Source organism: Prosthecobacter vanneervenii (genome assembly GCF_014203095.1).
GTDB classification, from domain to species: Bacteria; Verrucomicrobiota; Verrucomicrobiia; order Verrucomicrobiales; family Verrucomicrobiaceae; genus Prosthecobacter; species Prosthecobacter vanneervenii.
In genome coordinates this window covers 582,598-599,984 of the sequence record NZ_JACHIG010000002.1, presented here as the reverse complement: position 1 = coordinate 599,984, position 17,387 = coordinate 582,598, and the positions used below count along the sequence as shown (strand labels likewise).

At 60.4% G+C, this 17,387-nt stretch carries 11 protein-coding genes; 5 read left to right on the top strand and 6 right to left on the bottom strand.

Translation table 11 applies throughout. From position 1 onward, the window contains the following. The first annotated feature begins 86 nt into the window (after positions 1–86). Positions 87–2,534: a PPC domain-containing protein gene (locus tag HNQ65_RS07475; RefSeq protein WP_184338873.1), complete on the top strand. Its 2,448-nt coding sequence runs from the start codon at positions 87–89 to the stop codon at positions 2,532–2,534. A gap of 558 nt (positions 2,535–3,092) precedes the next feature. On the opposite strand, the gene HNQ65_RS07470 is transcribed toward HNQ65_RS07475, so the two are convergent. The 6 genes from HNQ65_RS07470 to HNQ65_RS07445 form a co-directional block, all read right to left on the bottom strand. After that, entirely contained in the window at positions 3,093–4,928 is a 1,836-nt protein-coding gene (locus tag HNQ65_RS07470) for a DUF4340 domain-containing protein (protein ID WP_184338872.1), read from the bottom strand. A gap of 28 nt (positions 4,929–4,956) precedes the next feature. After that, positions 4,957–6,480, bottom strand: a complete 1,524-nt coding sequence (locus HNQ65_RS07465) for a GldG family protein (RefSeq protein ID WP_184338871.1) — start codon at positions 6,478–6,480, stop codon at positions 4,957–4,959. A gap of 27 nt (positions 6,481–6,507) precedes the next feature. Then, a complete protein-coding gene (locus tag HNQ65_RS07460; protein WP_184338870.1) occupies positions 6,508–7,266 on the bottom strand; it encodes an ABC transporter permease in 759 nt (252 codons plus the stop codon). Then, positions 7,263–8,228, bottom strand: coding sequence for an ABC transporter ATP-binding protein (locus HNQ65_RS07455; protein WP_184338869.1), 966 nt, complete (start codon positions 8,226–8,228; stop codon positions 7,263–7,265). The genes HNQ65_RS07460 and HNQ65_RS07455 overlap by 4 nt, the downstream gene beginning before the upstream one ends. 181 nt (positions 8,229–8,409) lie before the next feature. Further along, positions 8,410–9,750, bottom strand: a complete 1,341-nt coding sequence (locus tag HNQ65_RS07450; protein ID WP_184338868.1) for an ammonium transporter — start codon at positions 9,748–9,750, stop codon at positions 8,410–8,412. Positions 9,751–10,012: 262 nt separating this feature from the next. After that, the gene (locus tag HNQ65_RS07445; RefSeq protein ID WP_184338867.1) at positions 10,013–11,446 is read right to left on the bottom strand and encodes a sulfatase family protein; all 1,434 of its coding nucleotides are present in this window, start codon (positions 11,444–11,446) and stop codon (positions 10,013–10,015) included. Between the two features lie 490 nt (positions 11,447–11,936). On the opposite strand from HNQ65_RS07445, the gene nusA reads away from it, so the two are divergent. The 4 genes from nusA to HNQ65_RS07425 all read left to right on the top strand — a co-directional run bounded on the left by nusA (position 11,937) and on the right by HNQ65_RS07425 (position 17,345). After that, on the top strand, positions 11,937–13,196 hold the full coding sequence (nusA, locus tag HNQ65_RS07440; RefSeq protein ID WP_184338866.1) for a transcription termination factor NusA: 1,260 nt from the start codon (positions 11,937–11,939) through the stop codon (positions 13,194–13,196). A gap of 99 nt (positions 13,197–13,295) precedes the next feature. Next, positions 13,296–15,551: a translation initiation factor IF-2 gene (gene infB, locus HNQ65_RS07435; RefSeq protein WP_184338865.1), complete on the top strand. Its 2,256-nt coding sequence runs from the start codon at positions 13,296–13,298 to the stop codon at positions 15,549–15,551. Next, entirely contained in the window at positions 15,551–15,946 is a 396-nt protein-coding gene (gene rbfA, locus HNQ65_RS07430; protein WP_184338864.1) for a 30S ribosome-binding factor RbfA, read from the top strand. The genes infB and rbfA overlap by 1 nt, the downstream gene beginning before the upstream one ends. Before the next feature lie 316 nt (positions 15,947–16,262). After that, complete coding sequence (locus HNQ65_RS07425) at positions 16,263–17,345, top strand: hypothetical protein (RefSeq protein ID WP_184338863.1); 1,083 nt, start codon at positions 16,263–16,265, stop codon at positions 17,343–17,345. Positions 17,346–17,387 lie beyond the last annotated feature (42 nt).

Genomic DNA, 17,387 nt, shown 5'->3' with positions numbered 1-17,387 from the left:
GGGGAAAGGGGAAGCAGGGAACTTCAGCCATTTCGTAATTTCCTGCTTTTCTGCTGCGTATGGTTAGGCGACCCCTAACCATCGTCATGTCCTCCATCCGTCATTTGCTCCTCATTGCCGCAGCTTGCGCCACGTCCGCCTATGCTGCGTACCCCACCTTTACCACCACGAAGCCAAACGGCGCGCAGCGTGGCACGGAGGTGAAGCTGACGCTCACCGGCACTCAGTTGGATGATTTCGAGAGCCTGATGTTCTTCTCACCGGGCTTTACGCAGAAGAGTGTGGAAAAGGTGGAAAAAACCAAGGTGGAGCTCACCATCGCCATCGCGCCAGAAGTGCCCCCGGGAAATCACCTCATGCGAGTGCGCACTCGCACCGGCATCTCCCATGCACGCCAGTTCTTTGTGGGCATCTTCCCGAACGTGGACGAAAAGGAGCCCAACAGCGACTTTGAAACCCCGCAGGTGGTGCCGATCAACTCCACCATCGAAGGCGTGGTGCAGAACGAGGACGTGGACTACTACCGCGTCAGCCTCAAGAAAGGCCAGCGCCTCTCCGTCGAAGTGGACGGCCTCCGCCTCGGTTACACCGTCTTTGACCCCTACGTGGCCATCATCGACAAGGACCGCTTTGAAAAGGCCGCCTCTGACGACACCATCCTCCACCGCCAGGACGGTTATTGCTCCTATGTGGCCGAGGAAGACGGCGACTACACCGTGATGATTCGCGAGTCCTCCTACCGTGGCGGCGGCAACTCCTACTATCGTCTTCACATCGGCAGCTTCCGCCGTCCGGACGTTGTCTTCCCGGCGGGTGGCAAAGTTGCCACCAAGACCAAGGTTCGCTTCATCGAAAAAGACGGCTCCTTTGAAGAAGAGGCGCAGCTCCCGGCGGAAATCGACCCGGATTACATGATGTTCTCCAAGACCCAGGAGCCCGCTCCCTCCGGCAATCCCTTCCGTCTCGTGACCTTTGACAACGCCTTTGAAGTGGAGCCCAATGAGGACCAGGCCACGGCCACAGCCGCTCCTGCTTCTCCCATCGCTCTGAACGGCATCATCGAAAAGCCCGGCGACGTGGACTATTTCAAGGTGCCTCTCAAGAAAGGCATGACCGTGGAGTTGCAAGCCTTTGCCCAGAGCATCGGCTCCCCGCTGGACAGCGTGGTGAATGTGTACAATGCCAAGGGCGGCTCCCTAAGCGGCAATGACGACGGCGGTGGCCGCCGACGCCTGGACAGCAAGTTCAAGGTCAGCATCCCCGCTGACGGCGACTACTTTGTTCGTGTGACCGATCACCTGGAACGCGGCGGCCCGAATTTTGTCTATCGAATCGAGCTCATCACCGCAGAGCCCGAGGTCTTCTTTGCCTCTCCGCAGTACACGGTGAACGATAACAACTACCGCCAGTTCATCCCGGTGCCGAAAGGCGGCCGCTACGCCACGCTGGTGAACGTGACGCGCAACAACGTCTCCGGCGATTTCAAGTTCGACGTGCAGAACATGCCGCAGGGCGTCAAGCTGCTCACCGACGTGGTGCCCAAGGATATTGGCAGCGCCCCGCTGCTCTTTGAGGCCGCCCCCGAGGCTCCGCTGGGCCATCAGGTGGTGCCGATCTCTCTCACCGCTGTGGATCCAAACATCAAGACTCGCGGCAAGCTGCGCCAGGAGTTTGACGTCGTGCGCAATGGCAACGTGGTCTATTACACCCAGATCGAAGACCGCCTGCCGGTGGCCGTGGTGGAGGAGGCTCCGTATTCCCTGGAGATCGTGAAGCCTGCCGTGCCGCTCGTGAACAACGGCATCCTTGAGCTCAAAGTGGCCGCCAAGCGCAAGGAGGGCTTCAAGGCCCCCATCCGCGTGTTCATGATCTGGAAGCCCAACGGCGTCAGCGCCCTCGGCGAGCAGACCATCCCTGAAGGCCAGAACGAGTGCACCTTCCAGCTCGATGCGAACTCCGCCGCACCTGCGGGCAAATGGAACTTCACCGTGATGGGCGAGGCCGATGGTGGCAGCGGCCGCATCTACAATGCGTCTCCCTTTACCGAAGTGGAAACCGCACCCGCCTACCTCACGGCACCTGCCATCCCGCTCGTCGCTGTGGAGCAGGGCAAGGAAGCTGTGATGGTGGCCAAGCTGGAGCACCTGCAGCCCTTTGAAGGCGAGGCCAGCGCCCAGGTGCTTGGCGTGCCGGACACCATCCCGATCGAGTCCGCGAAGATCACCAAGGACACCAAGGAAGTGGCCTTCAAGGTGAAGACGGATGCCAAGTCTCCCATCGGCAAGCAGGGCAACCTCTTTGTGCGTGTGGACGTCCCAGTGAAGGGCACCAACACCACGACGATCCATCGCATCGCGCTGGGCTCCATCCTCCGCATTGACGCCCCACGCAAGGTGGTGACCCCGCCGCCCGCTGCGCCAGTGGTGGCTGCCAACAAGCCCAAGGAAGCTCCCAAGCCCGCCGCCGCTCCCGCCCCGAAAGTTCTCTCCCGCCTGGAGCAGCTCCGCATGGAAGCCTCTGGTGCGAAGAAGTAAGTCTTGAGCTCTTACCGGCAGGCGTTCGTCTTTGTTCCAAAGCGACGACTGCCGGTATGCGCCGTTCATAAGCGCGAGCGCACTGCCAATTTGGCGCGAGCGCCGCGGTGCTATTTTGAGTCCATTCGCGGAATGAGGCACAGCTCATCCTCCGTAGCTCGGAGAGCGAAGGGGGAAACGCAGCTGCCAGCTTTCGCTGGCCGGACGGCATGCGTAGATCTCAATTGCGCTGCGCTGAAAACAGGTCTGCTGGCAGAAGCACGAGCAGGGGGATCATCTTGATCCCCCCATCTGCAGCGGATTCGCGGATGTGCGATGGCGTGCTGGTGGATGCGCGAGCGTGTGCGATCGCACTCCGCCATTCCATTTGGCAGGCATCATGGAATGCTGGTGCCCCAGTGCAGTCCGTTTTCAACTTCTTTGGCCTCACACTCCGTTTGCTCTCTTCATTCCACCTCTCGGCGCGCCGTTTGGCCCATACACCCTGGATAAGCAGAAACGGCGAATAACGAAACTTCAGCCACCCCTGGCTCCAGCCACTCTCATTCTGAGAATCCGCTACTTCGTGGGCTTGGGCTTGAATACATTGATGCCCGCGATCTGCAAAAGACCGCTGCTGGTCATGTAGAAGATGTCCGGGTCGTCTTTCACCTGGCCGAAATAGAAGGCAGTGTTGGCGTTGGGCTGCGTGGGGGAGAAAAGGATCTCCACCTCGCGCACAGGGCCATCCGTGCGTCCGGGCTCTCCCAGCACGATCTGGATGGTGAGAAAGGGCGTCTTCAGGGCCTGCAGCGCATCGGTGCGGTCCACGGCCCAGTCATGCACGGTGAAACGAGAAAGGTTTCCTGCGAGCTGGTCTGCCTTCACACGGTCGATCTCGGCCGTGACATCGCGCCCGCCGCGGTTGGCCTTCCATTCGGCCGTCACCGGATTGTAGTCCAGCACCACAGGTGCCAGGGCACCCTGGGCGAGGCTGATGCGGCGGAGGGCAAACGTCGTGAAACGGAGTGCGCCGAGGCCCTTCCACTTGATGCCATCGGGCGGGATGGAGGGAAGCAGCGAGGCGTCAATACGGTAGATGAAGGGCTCGGAGTCGTATTTGGCAAAGAACTGAGTGCTCTCGGCATTGTGGCCAAACATCAGCTTGATCGGTTTGTAACGCTGTGGCGTCCACGTGATGGTCTGAAAGGGATCATTCAGGCCGTAGGGAGCCAGGTCGGCGGCGGTGTCAGCGGCAAAGTCCAGGATTTCATAGGTGTTCAGCGCGTTCAGACAGCGGGCCACACGATCTCCGTTGGCGGCATCCCATTTGCCGTGGCGCTGCAGATACCACGAGCCGCCTTCGTTGCGCAGGTTGACTTCAGGGTGTGTCTTGCTGTTGATCGTGAGAAAATCCAGATGCTCTCCGTCGATTTGGGCCAGGAGGTGATCTCTCAGCTCATTGGGAGTCACCCACAGTGACAGCAGGTTTTTGGCGACGACGGTAAAGGATGGCTTGCGGTAGGCTGTTGTGGCCGTGGTGGTGGCCTGCTTTTCATCGGCTGGCTTTTTGAGCGTAAATTCATAGGTTCGACCCCGGGTTTTAGACTCGATCGTGACTTTGATCTCGTCTGCGTGCGGCGTCTTGCTGCTCTCCAGCGCGGTGGCATGGGCGGCGTCCTTGGCTTCGGTGATCTCGATGTTGAGGATCGCGGAAAGAAGCTCGGTGATCCGCTCCTTGCTGCCACGGGTCTTCAGCGGCTTCTCCAGCTGCCAGGGGTAGTGCTCGTTTTCACGGGCAAGGGTGATCTGGCCGGAGGGCTGGGTGAGCGTGATGCTCGTGATCACTTCAGCGGGCAGGCGGAGGAGCTTCGGATCTCGCCAGGAGAGAGCAGGGATTTGCAGCACGGCGGGAGCATTGCTCTTGGCGAGGTACCAGGCCGTTTCTCCCCCATGTTCGGGAATGCCGATGTAGAGGCTGTTTTCCACGACGCCGGGAGAGCCAAACCAGCATTCGTAGAGTGGGGAGTCTGCGGAGAAGAGGCGGACTTTGAAGCGGGGCTTGTCCAGTCCGGTCTTCTGCCATTCGGCATCGTCAAACTCCTCGCGGTGGATGCGCTCAATCCATTCCACTTCGTGGAGGGTAATGATGAGCGCGGCCACCTTTTCAGGGTCCGCCAGGTCTTCAAACGGCTGCTGCAGCTTCCAGGCCGCTCCATCACGAGAAAAGTTCAGCGGTGTATTGTCTGCAGTGAGCACCTCCACGCGGGTGACCTTCTCCTTTTCAAATCGGGTGGGGCCACGACGGACATTCCGGATGTCAATGGCGGAGGGGAAGTAGCGCTCGATGCCGAGGATGATCGCGCCCATGGCGGCCACGAGCAGGAAGAGAACGAGGGTGGTGCGTGCGCTCATGCTTGGAGAAAGGAGGGACGTGTGGTGCTCAGGCGGCGCGGCGGCTGGCCCAGATCATGAGCCCAAGGCCAAGAACGATGCCCGGCAGCGTGATGGAGGTGATCCAGAAAATCAGCTCATGCTGCCTGTCTGTGAGCTGGATGCGGTAGGAATGGCGGGCCTTGGCAGGGATGCCGATGAAATCTTCCCGGTTCATCAGCCAGTTGACGCCTGCGGCGACGAAGTCGTGGCTGATCGAGAGCATGGTCTGTTTGTCGAGGAGCGTGGCATTCGCCACCACGACCATGCGGGAGCTGTTGGCGCGCTGGGTTTCGTCGGCAGTGGCGCCGCGTTCGACGCTGGCCGCCACGTAGATGGGCGGCAGGGTGTCTTCCTCGTCCACGATGGGCAGCTCTTCGAGGAACTGGCGCTCTCCCCAGAAGCGGGGGGAGGCCTGGATCAGCGGGCTTGGGGTGATGGACTGCTCCTTGAGCTCCGGGCTGTCTTTTTTGATTTCTAGAGACTCGCTCTGCCCCGCCAGGGTGATGGCTGAGGCCGTGAGGTGGCGGGTGAAAGGCACGTCTTTGACGAATTCCCCGAGCACGGTGTATTCCTTCCTGGCACCGGTGCTGGTGCTCTCAGCGCAGAGCACACGGTCTCCACGTGGGCGCACGCCGTTGGCGGTGAGAAAGCCATTGAGGCGGGTGGTTTCACCGCTGGGGTCCAGCATGATGAAGATGCCGGCGCGCTTGGTGCGCCAGTAGTCATTGAGCATGGAGATCTCACGCTCGGAGAGGTCGTAACGGGGGCCGAGGATGAGCAGGCCGTCGGCATCCGTGGGGATGTGGGCCACTTCAGAGAGATTGACCTGAATCACCTCAAAGTTCTGCTGCTTGCCGAGCTCGATCGAGGCATTGTAGGCGTCATCCTGCCCCTGGCCGGTGCGGCTGCCTTTGCCGACGACGTAGTAGAAGCGGCGGATGCGGCCTTCCACGACGGAGATGAGGGCGGAGGAGATGGCGTCCTCTCCGCGGAATTCGGTGATCTGCTTGTTCGTGCTGGTGCCTTTCTCGCGCACGACCAGTTCATCCTCCGTGATGAAGCGCTTGTTCACGCCACAACGGATCAGAACGCCGTTTTGAGCCAGAGACAGCCCGGTGTCTGCCTTGAGCTGCTCGGCGCGCTCAATGTCGCGCACCGGATCAATCGAGCGCACCTTGATGCGCTGACGGCCGTGGCTGCGGTACTCCTCCAGCAGCGACTGGATGTCACCATACACCTTGGAGTCGCGGCCAAAGACGATGTAGATCTGCACATCGCGGGAGAGGCTGTCGAGATACTTCAGGGTGGCGGGGCTCAGCGTGTAGTCCTGGCTCGGGCTCATGTCCCAGCGCCAGTAGTGGTAGTAGTTCAGCCGGTTCACTCCGGCAAAGAGCGCCAGGGCCAGAAAGATCTGGATGGCGACGTTGAGGCCGATTCCGCCGCGCTTGGGCATGGCGGGGGCTGCGGGCGCAGGTGCCTCCGGGCTCGGGGCGGCTTCCTGCTGGGATGGAGTCTGTTCAGTGTCCTGCATGGTGGTGTGCGTGCGGGCTCAGGGATATCACGGGCGCCAGCGGCGGAACTCCACCACGTGATGGGTGAAGGAGAGGAACAGCAGCGACATGCTGAGGTAGTAAATGATGGGACGGCTGTCGATCAGGCCTGCGGTGAAGATGCGGATGTGCTCGGTGGCGGCGAAGTAGTTGACCACTTCCACGATCGTGTCCGAGATCTTGTGTCCCACGACCATGATGAAGACCCCCAGCAGAAAGTGCAGCAGGCTCAGGGTGAAGGAGATGATGGCGGCCACGATCTGATTGGACGTCAGCGCAGACGCAAAGCAGCCCACCGCCAGGTTAAACATGCCCATGGCCACGAGAATGATGTAGGCACCCGCGATGGCTCCGGGCGGCAGTTCCACCTGGCCGGCGGAGATCCAGTGGGCAAACTTGAAATTGAATAGGCTGGGCAGCCAGAGGACGCAGTAAACAATGACGGATGCCAGGTACTTGGCTCCGACCACCTGCCAGGCGCGCACAGGCGCGGTGAAGAGCGTCTCCAGGGTGCCGAGCTTTTTCTCCTCCGAAAACAGGCGCATCGTGAGCAGCGGGAAGATGAAAAAGTAGGAGAGCCAGAACCACATGGCATGGAAGGTCCAGCTGACGATGGACCCCTCGCTCGGGGCGCTCTCCAACACGGAAAGCGCGGCGCGGAAGGCAAAGCCGTTGAGCACCATGGCCAGTGCCAGGACGACGTAGGCCACAGGGGAGACAAAGAATGCGTGCAGCTCCTTTTTGAGCAAAATCCAGAAGAGCCTCATAGGACGTGGGTGGGAATGTCTGAGGGGGTGCCTGCGTTCATCGAGAACTCGACAAACACATCCTCCAATGTGGGGAGCTGGCGGTGCATCTCGCGGATGCGCCACTTCTGCGCGGTCGCCAGAGTCAGCAGGGCCTCGCGCACATCCTGGTCGGGTTCTACCCGCAGGGTGTAGCGCCGCCAGGGGTGTACGAGCAGGGGTTCCTCAGTGGCCTTCCGCACGCCGGGCAGGGCGGCGAGTTTTTCGGTCACCGGGCCGCTGCCTTCGAGCTCCAGATGCAGCAGTGTGGTGGAGCGCAGCTGCCGGGTCAGGTTTTCCGGCGTGTCATTCGCGCGGATCCGCCCCTGATTGATCATGATGACGCGGTCGCAGCTCTGCTCCACCTCATGCAGGATGTGGGTGGACAGAAGCACCGTATGCTTGGACTTGAGGCTGCGCAGCAGGTCACGCACATGACGGATCTGGACCGGATCGAGTCCGTTGGTCGGCTCGTCCAGAATCAGCAGCTTGGGCTTGTGCACGAGGGCGTCCGCCAGGGCGACACGCTGACGGTAGCCTTTGGAAAGATTGCCGATGAGGCGCTTGCGCATGTCCGTGACGCCCGTCAGCTCCATGACTTCGCCAATGCGGCGGCGCATCGACAGGCCGGAGAGGCCCTTGAGCTCGGCTCGGAAGCGGAGGTACTCCTTGACCTTCATGTCGGAGTAGAGCGGCGCGTTTTCGGGCATGTAGCCCACGTTTTGCCGCACCTGGATGGACTGGTGGAAGACATCAAAACCCGCCACGCTGGCACGCCCGGAGGTGGCCGGCATGTAGCCGCTGAGGATGCGCATGGTGGTGGATTTTCCAGCGCCATTGGGGCCGAGAAATCCCACGATCTCGCCGGGCTCCACCCGGAAGGAGATGTGGTTCACCGCAGTGCGCCCGGCATACTGCTTGGTGAGGTCCTGTACATCAATCATGACTGGGAAGGAGAAAGGGGGTGGTGGGGCGAAAAAAAGGGGAAAGCGAATTTAATCCTATGTGCGCCTGAAACACAATTCGCAATCTGGCATTCGTAAAAAAGCTGCTGGAGGTATCGCCTGGGCAGAAACAGACCGTAGCAGTGATGGCTGCTACGGTCCGCAGGTGTTTGGGGAAGTGCTAGTCGTTGTAGGCCGTCTCACCATGCTCAGCGAGGTCGAGCCCCTGGCTCTCCTCCTCAGGGCTGACTCGCAGACCGATGGTGAGGTCCAGTACCTTCAGGATGGCATAGCTGAAGACACCGGAAAGCAAGATGGTGTAAAGGGACGCCAGGCCTTGCGTGACCAGCTGGGAGCCGATGCTAAAGTCTCCCAGGCCGCCGGCAAAGCTCGTGGAGCCAAACACGGCCACCAGCATGGTGCCCACAAAGCCGCCGACGCCGTGCACGCCAAAGACGTCCAGGGAGTCATCATAGCGGAATTTGTTTTTCAGCTTGGCGCACGCCAGCCAGCAGACCCAGGCGGAGATGGCGCCGATGCACACCGCGCCGATCGGACCCACCTTGCCTGAGGCAGGGGTGATGGCCGCCAGTCCGGCGATGCAGCCCGTGGCGATGCCGAGGGCGCTCGGGTGGCCGTTGCGCAGCCACTCGATCAGCATCCACGTGACGGCAGCAGCGCAGGCGGACAGGTGTGTGACCACGAGCGTCATCGCTGCTGCACCGTTGGCTGCCAGCTGGCTGCCCGCATTGAACCCAAACCAGCCCACCCAGAGCATGCCAGCGCCGGTGATGGTCAGGGGCAGATTATGCGGCATGAACTGAGCGCTGGGAAAGCCCTTGCGGGGGCCCACCATGATGCACGCTACAAGCGCGGCCACCCCTGCAGTGATGTGCACGACAATGCCGCCTGCGAGGTCGATCACCCCGCTAAGGCCAAAGAAGGCCCCGGCCTTGTGCCACACGCCATAGCAGCAGGGCACATACACCAGCAGGCTCCAAACGATGCTGAAAATGAGGATGGCCTTGAACTTCATGCGTTCCGCAAAGGCACCGATGAAAAGCCCGGGCGTGATGAGGAAGAACATCATCTGGTAGGCAAAGTGCAGCAGCTCAGGGATGGTGGGGCAGTCGCTGCGCGTGGAGGTGGTGGAGACGCCGCTCAGGAAGGCCTTGCCCAGGCCGCCGAAAAGGGCGCCACCATCTGAGAAGGATAGGGAATAGCCGCAGGCCAGCCACACCAGGCTCAGCACAGCGGTGAGCGCAAAGCACTGCATCAGGATGGAGAGGATGTTCTTGGCACGCACGAGCCCGGCGTAAAACAGCGCTAGGCCGGGGATCATCATAAAGAGCACCAGAGCGGTGGAGACCAGCAGCCACGCGGTGTCCCCGCTGTTGATCGTGCTGGCGGCAGGAGTGTCTGCAGCGCTGGCTGTGGTGGTGGTGGCAAATGCGAGCACGGCCGGCGCGGATAAAATCCGTGCGGCCCCGCTCCCGGTGCTTTTCAGCAGGGGCTGGGTCATGGTTGGTTGGATGGGCGGCTGGTTGGGAAAACGGCCTGGTTGGGGCCGTGGCTTGGTTGGAGCCGCCGCGATGCTAGTCATGCCACCGGGAGAGGCAACTTTTTTTGTGAAATAGGCACGGGAACTGCTTCATATATCGCCTCGCGATCCAATATTTTATGTTTTTGGTCGTGGTATAATATGGTATCTCGTGGCACGACGGTGCTCTTTCGCATGCGACATGACCTTAAAGGGGAACGAAGTTTGAGCTCTCAGGCTCGCGCTACTTCCCCGCCTCCCGCGTTCCGCTGCCCTTGGGCATCTTCATGAGGCTGTCTCCCAGCTCCGCGCGGATGGCTTCGGCGTGCTTCTGCAGTCGGGCGACTTCGTCGGGATTCTGGACGGCGAGGTTCTTTGACTCACTGAGGTCGGTGTAAAGATCGTACAGCTCGGGCTGCTCGATTTTCACGGGCACGTAGTTCACGGGCTTGCCGCCGGTGGCCTTGGGGGTATCGGGTGGCAGGCTGCGGTAGGTGTGGGGTAGCTGGAGCTTCCAGCGGCCGTCGCCGCTGCTGATGGCCTGCAGTTGGTTCTGCTCATAGTAGAAGGCGTAGAAGTCGTGCGGGTTTTTGGCGTCAGGCGCTCCCGAGACGATGGGCCAGCAGTCGAGGCCGTCGATCTTGTGGTCTGGCAGCTTGGCGCCGATGACTCCTGCGATGGTGGGCAGGAGGTCGATCGTCATCATCATGGTGTCAGTGGTGGTTCCGGGGGGGATTTTGCCGGGCCATTTCATGATGCCCGTCACACGGGTGCCGCCTTCCCAGCAGGTGCCTTTGCCCTCGCGCAGCGGGCCTGCGCTGCCAGCGTGGTCGCCGTAGCTCAGCCAGGGGCCGTTGTCGGAGGTGAAAATGACCCAGGTGTTGTCCTCCAGGCCATTTTTCTTCAGTGTGTCCATGATCTGGCCCACGGACCAGTCCACCTCCATCATCACATCCGCAAAGAGCCCCTTGCCGGATTTGCCTTGGTATTTTTCGCTCACAAAAAGCGGTACATGCACCATGCTATGCGCCAGGTAGAGCAGGAAGGGCTTGTCCTTGTGCTTCTCGATAAACTGCACGCCGCGTGCGGTGTAGTCAGTCGTGAGGCGCGTCTGGTCCTCGGGGGTCACGTTGGCATCCACCACGTGGTCGTCTTCATACATCGGCAGGTCGGGGTAGGCGCCCTTCTTGGCCTGGGGGTGGAAAGGCCACATGTCATTGGAGTAGGGGATGCCGTAGTACTGGTCAAATCCGTGCTGGGTGGGCAGGAACTGCGGCAGGGAGCCGAGGTGCCACTTGCCCACGGCAGCTGTGGCGTAGCCTTTCTGCTTCACCAGTTCGGCCAGGGTCATCTCATTGGAGTTGATGCCGTGTTTGGCATTCGGTCCCAGCGCGCCGTGCATGCCCAGGCGGTTGGGGTAGCAGCCGGTCAGCAGCGCGGTGCGCGAGGCGCTGCACACCGGCTGCGCCACATGGAAGTTGGTGAACTTGCGCCCCTCGGCTGCCAGTTTGTCGATGTTCGGTGTTTGGTAACCCTGCGCACCAAAGCAGCTCACATCGGCATAGCCCATGTCGTCCATGAAGATGACGACGATATTGGGTTGCGCCGGGGCGGCGGAGACGGGTGCGCAAAGGTAAAGGGCGAGACAGGAGATCAGGGCGGCGGTGGGTTGGCGCATCAGGGGTGAACGCGGTGTGAGGCTCAAACCTTCAGGGAAGCTGCTGCACATGGTCACAGGTTCCGGGAGGGGGGGCAGGCGGGCTCCAGTCACCACCGAGCGGGTTTTTACTCAGCTGATGAGATCGCGTCTCAAAAGTGAGTGCCTTATCCTAGGGGTGGCTCGGTGAAAAACGTGCCTGCCAAGGGGGAATGGCTAAGGTGTTCATCCATGGGCGGATGATGGGGGTTCAGCAGGGCAGGGAAAGCGGTGGAAACAGTGTTGGAGGCGTGTTTACACCTGCAAGGGCCTTCAAAATGAAGGCTGCATACCAGATTCACGGGCTGCTGAAAACGCCCGAGGAAACGGCAGAGCTTGGGCCAATTTTTTGGTTGCTGATTTGTGGCGCTCCTCTATGATCAATCTCTTCTCGGACAGAATAAGCGTTTTTTTACGGCGAGAGTGGGGCCCGTCCCCGCTCTTTTTTGTCTGGTGAAATCAAGATTTTCATATGATCAGCGAACTCAAAGCCCTTTTCGATTACTACGAGAAAGAGAAAGGAATCGACCGTCTCAAGATGGTCGAGGCCCTGTCACAGGCATTGCTGGCCGCTTCTAAAAAGAGCATCGGCCCGGCTCGTGAGCTGCGCATCGACATCGACCCCGACAAGGGGACGATCAAGGCTTTTGCCAAGCTGATCGCCGTGGAGACTGTGGCCAATCGCTGGGAGGAGCTCCCCCTCGCGCTGGCCAAGCGCTTCAACAAGAACGCCGTCCTTGGCGACGAAATCGAGGTCGAAGTCACCCCCAACAACATGGGCCGCATCGCGGCGCAGACGGCCAAGCAGACCATGCTGCAGCGCCTGCGCATGGCCGAAAAAGAAAACCTCTACGAGGAATTCAAGGACCGTACCGGCGACGTCGTCAGCGGTGTGGTGCGCCGCTTTGAAAAGTCCGACGTGGTCGTGGATCTGGGCAAGTTTGAAGGCGTCATGACCTCCAAGGAGCGCGTGGCCACGGAAGACTACACCCCGGGTGACCGCATGCGCTTCTACGTGAAGGCGGTGGAAAAAGACAGCGGCCGCGGGCCCGAGATCGTGCTCTCCCGTGCACATCCCAATTTTGTTCGCCGCCTGTTTGAATTTGAAGTCAGCGAGATCGGCGACCGCACGGTCGAGATCGCCAGCATTGCTCGTGAGGCCGGCTACCGCACCAAGGTCGCCGTGCACAGCGCCGACGAAAAGGTGGACCCCGTGGGTGCCTGCGTGGGCCTGCGCGGCGCACGCGTGAAGAACATCGTTCGCGAACTGAACAACGAGAAGGTGGACATCATCCGCTGGAAGTCCGACCCTGCTGAGTTCGTGCGCGAGGCGCTCAAGCCCATCAAGGTCATCTCCATTCACGTGAGCCCTGACAAGAAGCAGGCTCGCCTGACGGTGAGCGAGGAGGATCTCTCCAAGGCCATCGGTCGTCGCGGCCAAAACGCCCGCCTGACCTCCCGCCTGGTGGGCATGGACCTCATCATTGAGAAGGACGAGCACGCCTCCGAGGTCTTTGAAGGCCAGATGGGCAGCGCAGTGCACCACCTCGTGGATGCCTTGGGCATCTCCGAAGACGTGGCGCTCAAGCTCACCCAGGGCGGCATGGGCGATCTCAACACTCTGGCCACCGGCGTGGAAGTGAGCGACATCGCCGAGGTGCTTGACGGTGACACCGGTCTGGCACAGCAGATTTTCGACAAAGCCGCAGCACATGCTTCTGCTCCCGCCTAGGAGCCAGCCCCTGTGCCGCCATGAACACACTTTTTTCACAAACCCAAACCTCAGACCAGCCCGACTCTCACGCCGTAGCTCGCCCGATCCCAGCCTCTCATGCCTCCCAGCAAGCCTTCATCCTCGAAAAAGAGCAAGCCCCAGACCGACGACGCTGTCGGTGAGGTGCTGCCTGCAGACAGCACCACTTCCGCCCAGGAATCGAAGGGGAAGGTGTTGTCATTGATTGAGGAAAAGAAGCCAAGAAACCGCGGCCCGCTGAAGGAAACCTCCCTGCCGCCGCTGGGTGCCACCAAGAAGGCCGCAGAGCCCGCACCCGCCCCGGCCCCCGAGCCGGCAGCACCGGCCAAGCCGACGCTGGATGAGCGCAAAGCCGCTGCGCTGAATCTCTTTGAAGAGAGCGAAAAGCCCAAGCGCCGTCGTCCGGTGGAAGAGGCTGTGCAGCAGAGCGCTCTGCCACCGATCTCCCTGCTGAAGGAAGAGCCCGCACCGCCGAAGCCCATCGTGCCGATCGTGCATGCGCCGCCCACGGACATTCCCGTGCCTGAGTTTGAGGTCGGCGATAATGGCGAGAAGATTATTCACCTGAAGCCCCCGATCATCGTCAAGGATCTGGCGGACAAGATGGGCCTGAAGCCCTTCAAGATCATTTCTGACCTGATTGCGTTCAAGGTCTTTGCCAGCGCTGACAAGGCGGTGGACATCGAGATCGCCGAGAAAATTTGCGAAAAGCACGGCTTCAAGCTGGAGCGCGAAAAGCGCGAAAAAGGCGCGGGCGTGCACAAGGTGGAGGAAGTCATCGTCGAGCCCGTGGCTCAGGTGGTCGAAGAGGTGGAGCAGGAAAAGCTTCAGCTTCGCGCTCCCATCATCACCTTCATGGGCCACGTGGACCATGGCAAGACCTCCCTCCTCGATGCCCTGCGCAAGACGCACGTGACCGCCGGAGAGGCGGGCGGCATCACCCAGCACATCGGTGCCTATTGCATTTTCCACGACGGCAGGCCCATCACCTTCATCGACACCCCCGGCCATGCGGCTTTCTCCGCCATGCGTGCACGCGGTGCCAATGTGACGGACATCGTGGTGCTCGTGGTGGCCGCAGATGACGGCATCATGCCCCAGACCAAGGAGGCGCTCAGCCATGCCAAGGCGGCAGGCGTGCAGCTCATGGTGGCCATCAACAAATGTGACCTGCCCACGGCCAACGTGATGCGGGTGAAGAGCCAGCTGCAGGACATCGGCTTGGCGCCGGTGGACTGGGGTGGTGAGATCGAGTGCATGGAGGTCTCCGCCAAGACCGGCCTGGGCCTCGACAACCTGTTGGACACCATGAGCCTCCAGGCCGAAGTGCTGGAGCTCAAGGCGGACCCGAAAGCCTCTCCACGCGCCACCGTCATCGAGTCCTCGATGGTGGCTGGTAAGGGCCCGGTGGCCACGGTCATCATCGGCCAGGGTACTCTCAAGGTTGGCCAGCCCTTCATCTGCGGCCCTTACTGGGGCAAGGTCAAGGCTCTGATCAACGACCGCGGCGAGACCATCAAGGAAGTGCTTCCTGGCATGCCTTGCGAAGTCATCGGCTTCAGCGACATGCCCCATGTGGGCGATGAAGTGGTGGTGATGAACAACGAGCGCGATGTGAAGAAGCTCAGCGAGGAGCGCCTGGAGGAGATCCGCCAGAAGAAGCTCAGCGTGCCGCGCCGCTCCACTCTGGAGCATCTCTTTGCCAGCATCGAGGACAGCAACAAGAAGGCCCTCAAGATCGTCCTCAAGTGCGACGTTCAGGGCTCCGTCGAAGCTGTGGCCAAGTGCCTTACCGACATCCCGAGCGACAAGTGCAACCTGGACATCCTGCACAAGGAGGTGGGCGCGATCAACGAGAGCGACGTGCTGCTGGCCAGTGCCTCGGACGCGATCATTCTCGGCTTCAATGTGAAGGTGGAAAACAAGGCGCTGACTGTGTCCAAACGCGAGACAGTTCAGATCAAGCTCTACTCCATCATCTATGAACTCATCGACCAGGTGAAGGAAGCCATGGCCGGTCTGCTGGATCCGATCACCCGCGAAAAGGTCATCGGCCACGCTCGCGTGAAGCAGGTCTTCAAGGTCAACAAGGGCTTTGTGGGTGGCTCCGTGGTCACCGATGGCGTCATGAACCGCAAGCAGCGCGCCCGCGTGCTGCGTGACGGACAGGCAGTATACGACGGCGGCTTCGAAACGCTTCGCCGCTTCCAGGACGAAGTCAACGAAGTGCGCAACGGCCTGGAGTGCGGTATCAAGCTCTCCGGCTTCAGCGACTACGAAGAAAACGACGTCATTGAGTGCTACGAGCTCGAAAAGATCGCCCAAACTCTCTAATGTCCCTCCGAGTCGAAAAAGTCTGCGAGCTCATCCGGCGTGAGCTGGGCACCATCATCGAGAAGGATTTCCGGATCGAGAATTGCTTCGTCACCATCCATGAGGTGAGCGTGACGCCGGACATGAGGCAGTGCTTTGTTTACGTGGGCGTTCTCGGCAAGCCTCATCAGCAGGAGGCCGCTGTCGAAAAGCTCAACAAGGCCCGTGGCCATCTGCAGCGGGATCTCTACAAGCGCGTGAAGCTGCGCTGCAGCCCGCTCCTCTACTTCCGTCTGGACAAGACCGTGGAGCGCGGTGTGCCGCTGCTCAATATCATCGACAACCTGCCGCCACCGCTGCCGGATCTGCCGGCAGACGAGGGGCAGGATGGCGCTCAGACTTCATCTGCCAAGTAGCCGCCACAGGATTGGCCTGGCATGCTAGGTGCTATTTACCTCACTCAGACGAGGCATCTGCACATCCGTTATCTTGAAGATGTCCTATGTCTGAATATGGGCGTATGCCTATCACAGATTTGTCACAAGATGACTGGCTCTGGGCAAATGTTGAGGGTGAATATAAAAAATAATTAGATGGAAGCCGGTTTTATGTTATGAGGCGGCCATGCTTATCTGGAAAGGACATGGTTTCTTAATTGCGATTTTCGGCATTCTGGGTGCCTTGGTTCTGGGGCGTGCGGCGGCATATGTTCATGCGGTCTCGCATTCTGAGTTGCTCTCGTTTCTGGTGGTGCCCGCCTATGCCTGGGGCGCGGCCCTGACCGTCTGGCTTTATGGAAAAACCATCGGCAGGCCGAAAAAGAAGATGTACTTGGACACGGACACACAGCGTCCGGTGGTGCTCTACATCTCTCACTCATTGTTCTCGATTTCTCCACCGCGCTGGACCGTTCTGACGGTCGTCACCGCCTGTGTGCTGACGGTTCTCTCCTATGGCAGGCCGGTGGTGGATTTCATCAGCAAGACTCAATTGATGGCACCTCCCAGCCCGGCAAAGGCGGCCTACATGGAGGCAAACCGCCTGATCGATACCGACAAAGGCAAGACGGGCTACGGAAACACGCCCATTGCGGAAAGACTGGCGGAGAATTTTTCAGAGAAAGTCAGAAGAGAGCGTGAGCTCGGAGTGCAGAAGCCGGAGACAAGCTCTTTTTTCGGCCTCTCCAATGATAAGTTTTTGAGCTACTGCCAGATCAATCCTGAGTCCTGTGTGTTCATGGTGCATGTGCCCGGATTGCGGAATTTTGATAAAGAGGCCAGGCGTTTCATGACAGGGATGGCATGGACGCAGGCCTGCAGGCAGGCCGCGACGCTGCAGCCACAGCCTCGGCTCGTGGTGGTGGGGGTGCGAGGAGTGGCTCTCTACGATGAAGTGGTCGAAGGCGGCTTGCCTGATGCCACCCTGCTGAAGGCGAATGTGGAAAATGAACAATGGGACAGGGGGATTGAGCACCGCTACTCGGAAGCTGAAGCTCAGGCCCGGCTGGAGAAATACTTTGAACCGCACGCGGCCGGTGCGGTGCTGCCTGCTCTGAGCCGGGATCAGAGACTGGCTGGAAGCATTCTGGCTCTGGCCTCGACAGAGGCTGAAGTTGTCCTGCCCACGCCCATGCGCGACTGGAAAGACCCCACAGGTCGCGTCATGCGTGCTTCTTTTGAAGGCTTTACCACTGCATCCCAAGACACCGGCCGCTTCAAGCGCTCAGACGGCAAGTTTTTTAATGTGCCCTTGTCACGCCTCTGCAAGGAGGATCAGGCAACCCTCCGCAACATCGCTGCACAGCTGGCCCCTTGACCAAGATTGGCCCCCAAAAGCCCACCCTTGGTTTGGAGTCGG

Excerpts from the sequence above, each read along its gene's own strand:
- HNQ65_RS07475 (WP_184338873.1), top strand. The coding sequence starts at position 87 with ATGTCCTCCATCCGTCATTTGCTCCTCATTGCCGCAGCTTGCGCCACG.
- HNQ65_RS07470 (WP_184338872.1), bottom strand. The coding sequence starts at position 4,928 with ATGAGCGCACGCACCACCCTCGTTCTCTTCCTGCTCGTGGCCGCCATG.
- HNQ65_RS07465 (WP_184338871.1), bottom strand. The coding sequence starts at position 6,480 with ATGCAGGACACTGAACAGACTCCATCCCAGCAGGAAGCCGCCCCGAGC.
- HNQ65_RS07460 (WP_184338870.1), bottom strand. The coding sequence starts at position 7,266 with ATGAGGCTCTTCTGGATTTTGCTCAAAAAGGAGCTGCACGCATTCTTT.
- HNQ65_RS07455 (WP_184338869.1), bottom strand. The coding sequence starts at position 8,228 with ATGATTGATGTACAGGACCTCACCAAGCAGTATGCCGGGCGCACTGCG.
- HNQ65_RS07450 (WP_184338868.1), bottom strand. The coding sequence starts at position 9,750 with ATGACCCAGCCCCTGCTGAAAAGCACCGGGAGCGGGGCCGCACGGATT.
- HNQ65_RS07445 (WP_184338867.1), bottom strand. The coding sequence starts at position 11,446 with ATGCGCCAACCCACCGCCGCCCTGATCTCCTGTCTCGCCCTTTACCTT.
- nusA (WP_184338866.1), top strand. The coding sequence starts at position 11,937 with ATGATCAGCGAACTCAAAGCCCTTTTCGATTACTACGAGAAAGAGAAA.
- infB (WP_184338865.1), top strand. The coding sequence starts at position 13,296 with ATGCCTCCCAGCAAGCCTTCATCCTCGAAAAAGAGCAAGCCCCAGACC.
- rbfA (WP_184338864.1), top strand. The coding sequence starts at position 15,551 with ATGTCCCTCCGAGTCGAAAAAGTCTGCGAGCTCATCCGGCGTGAGCTG.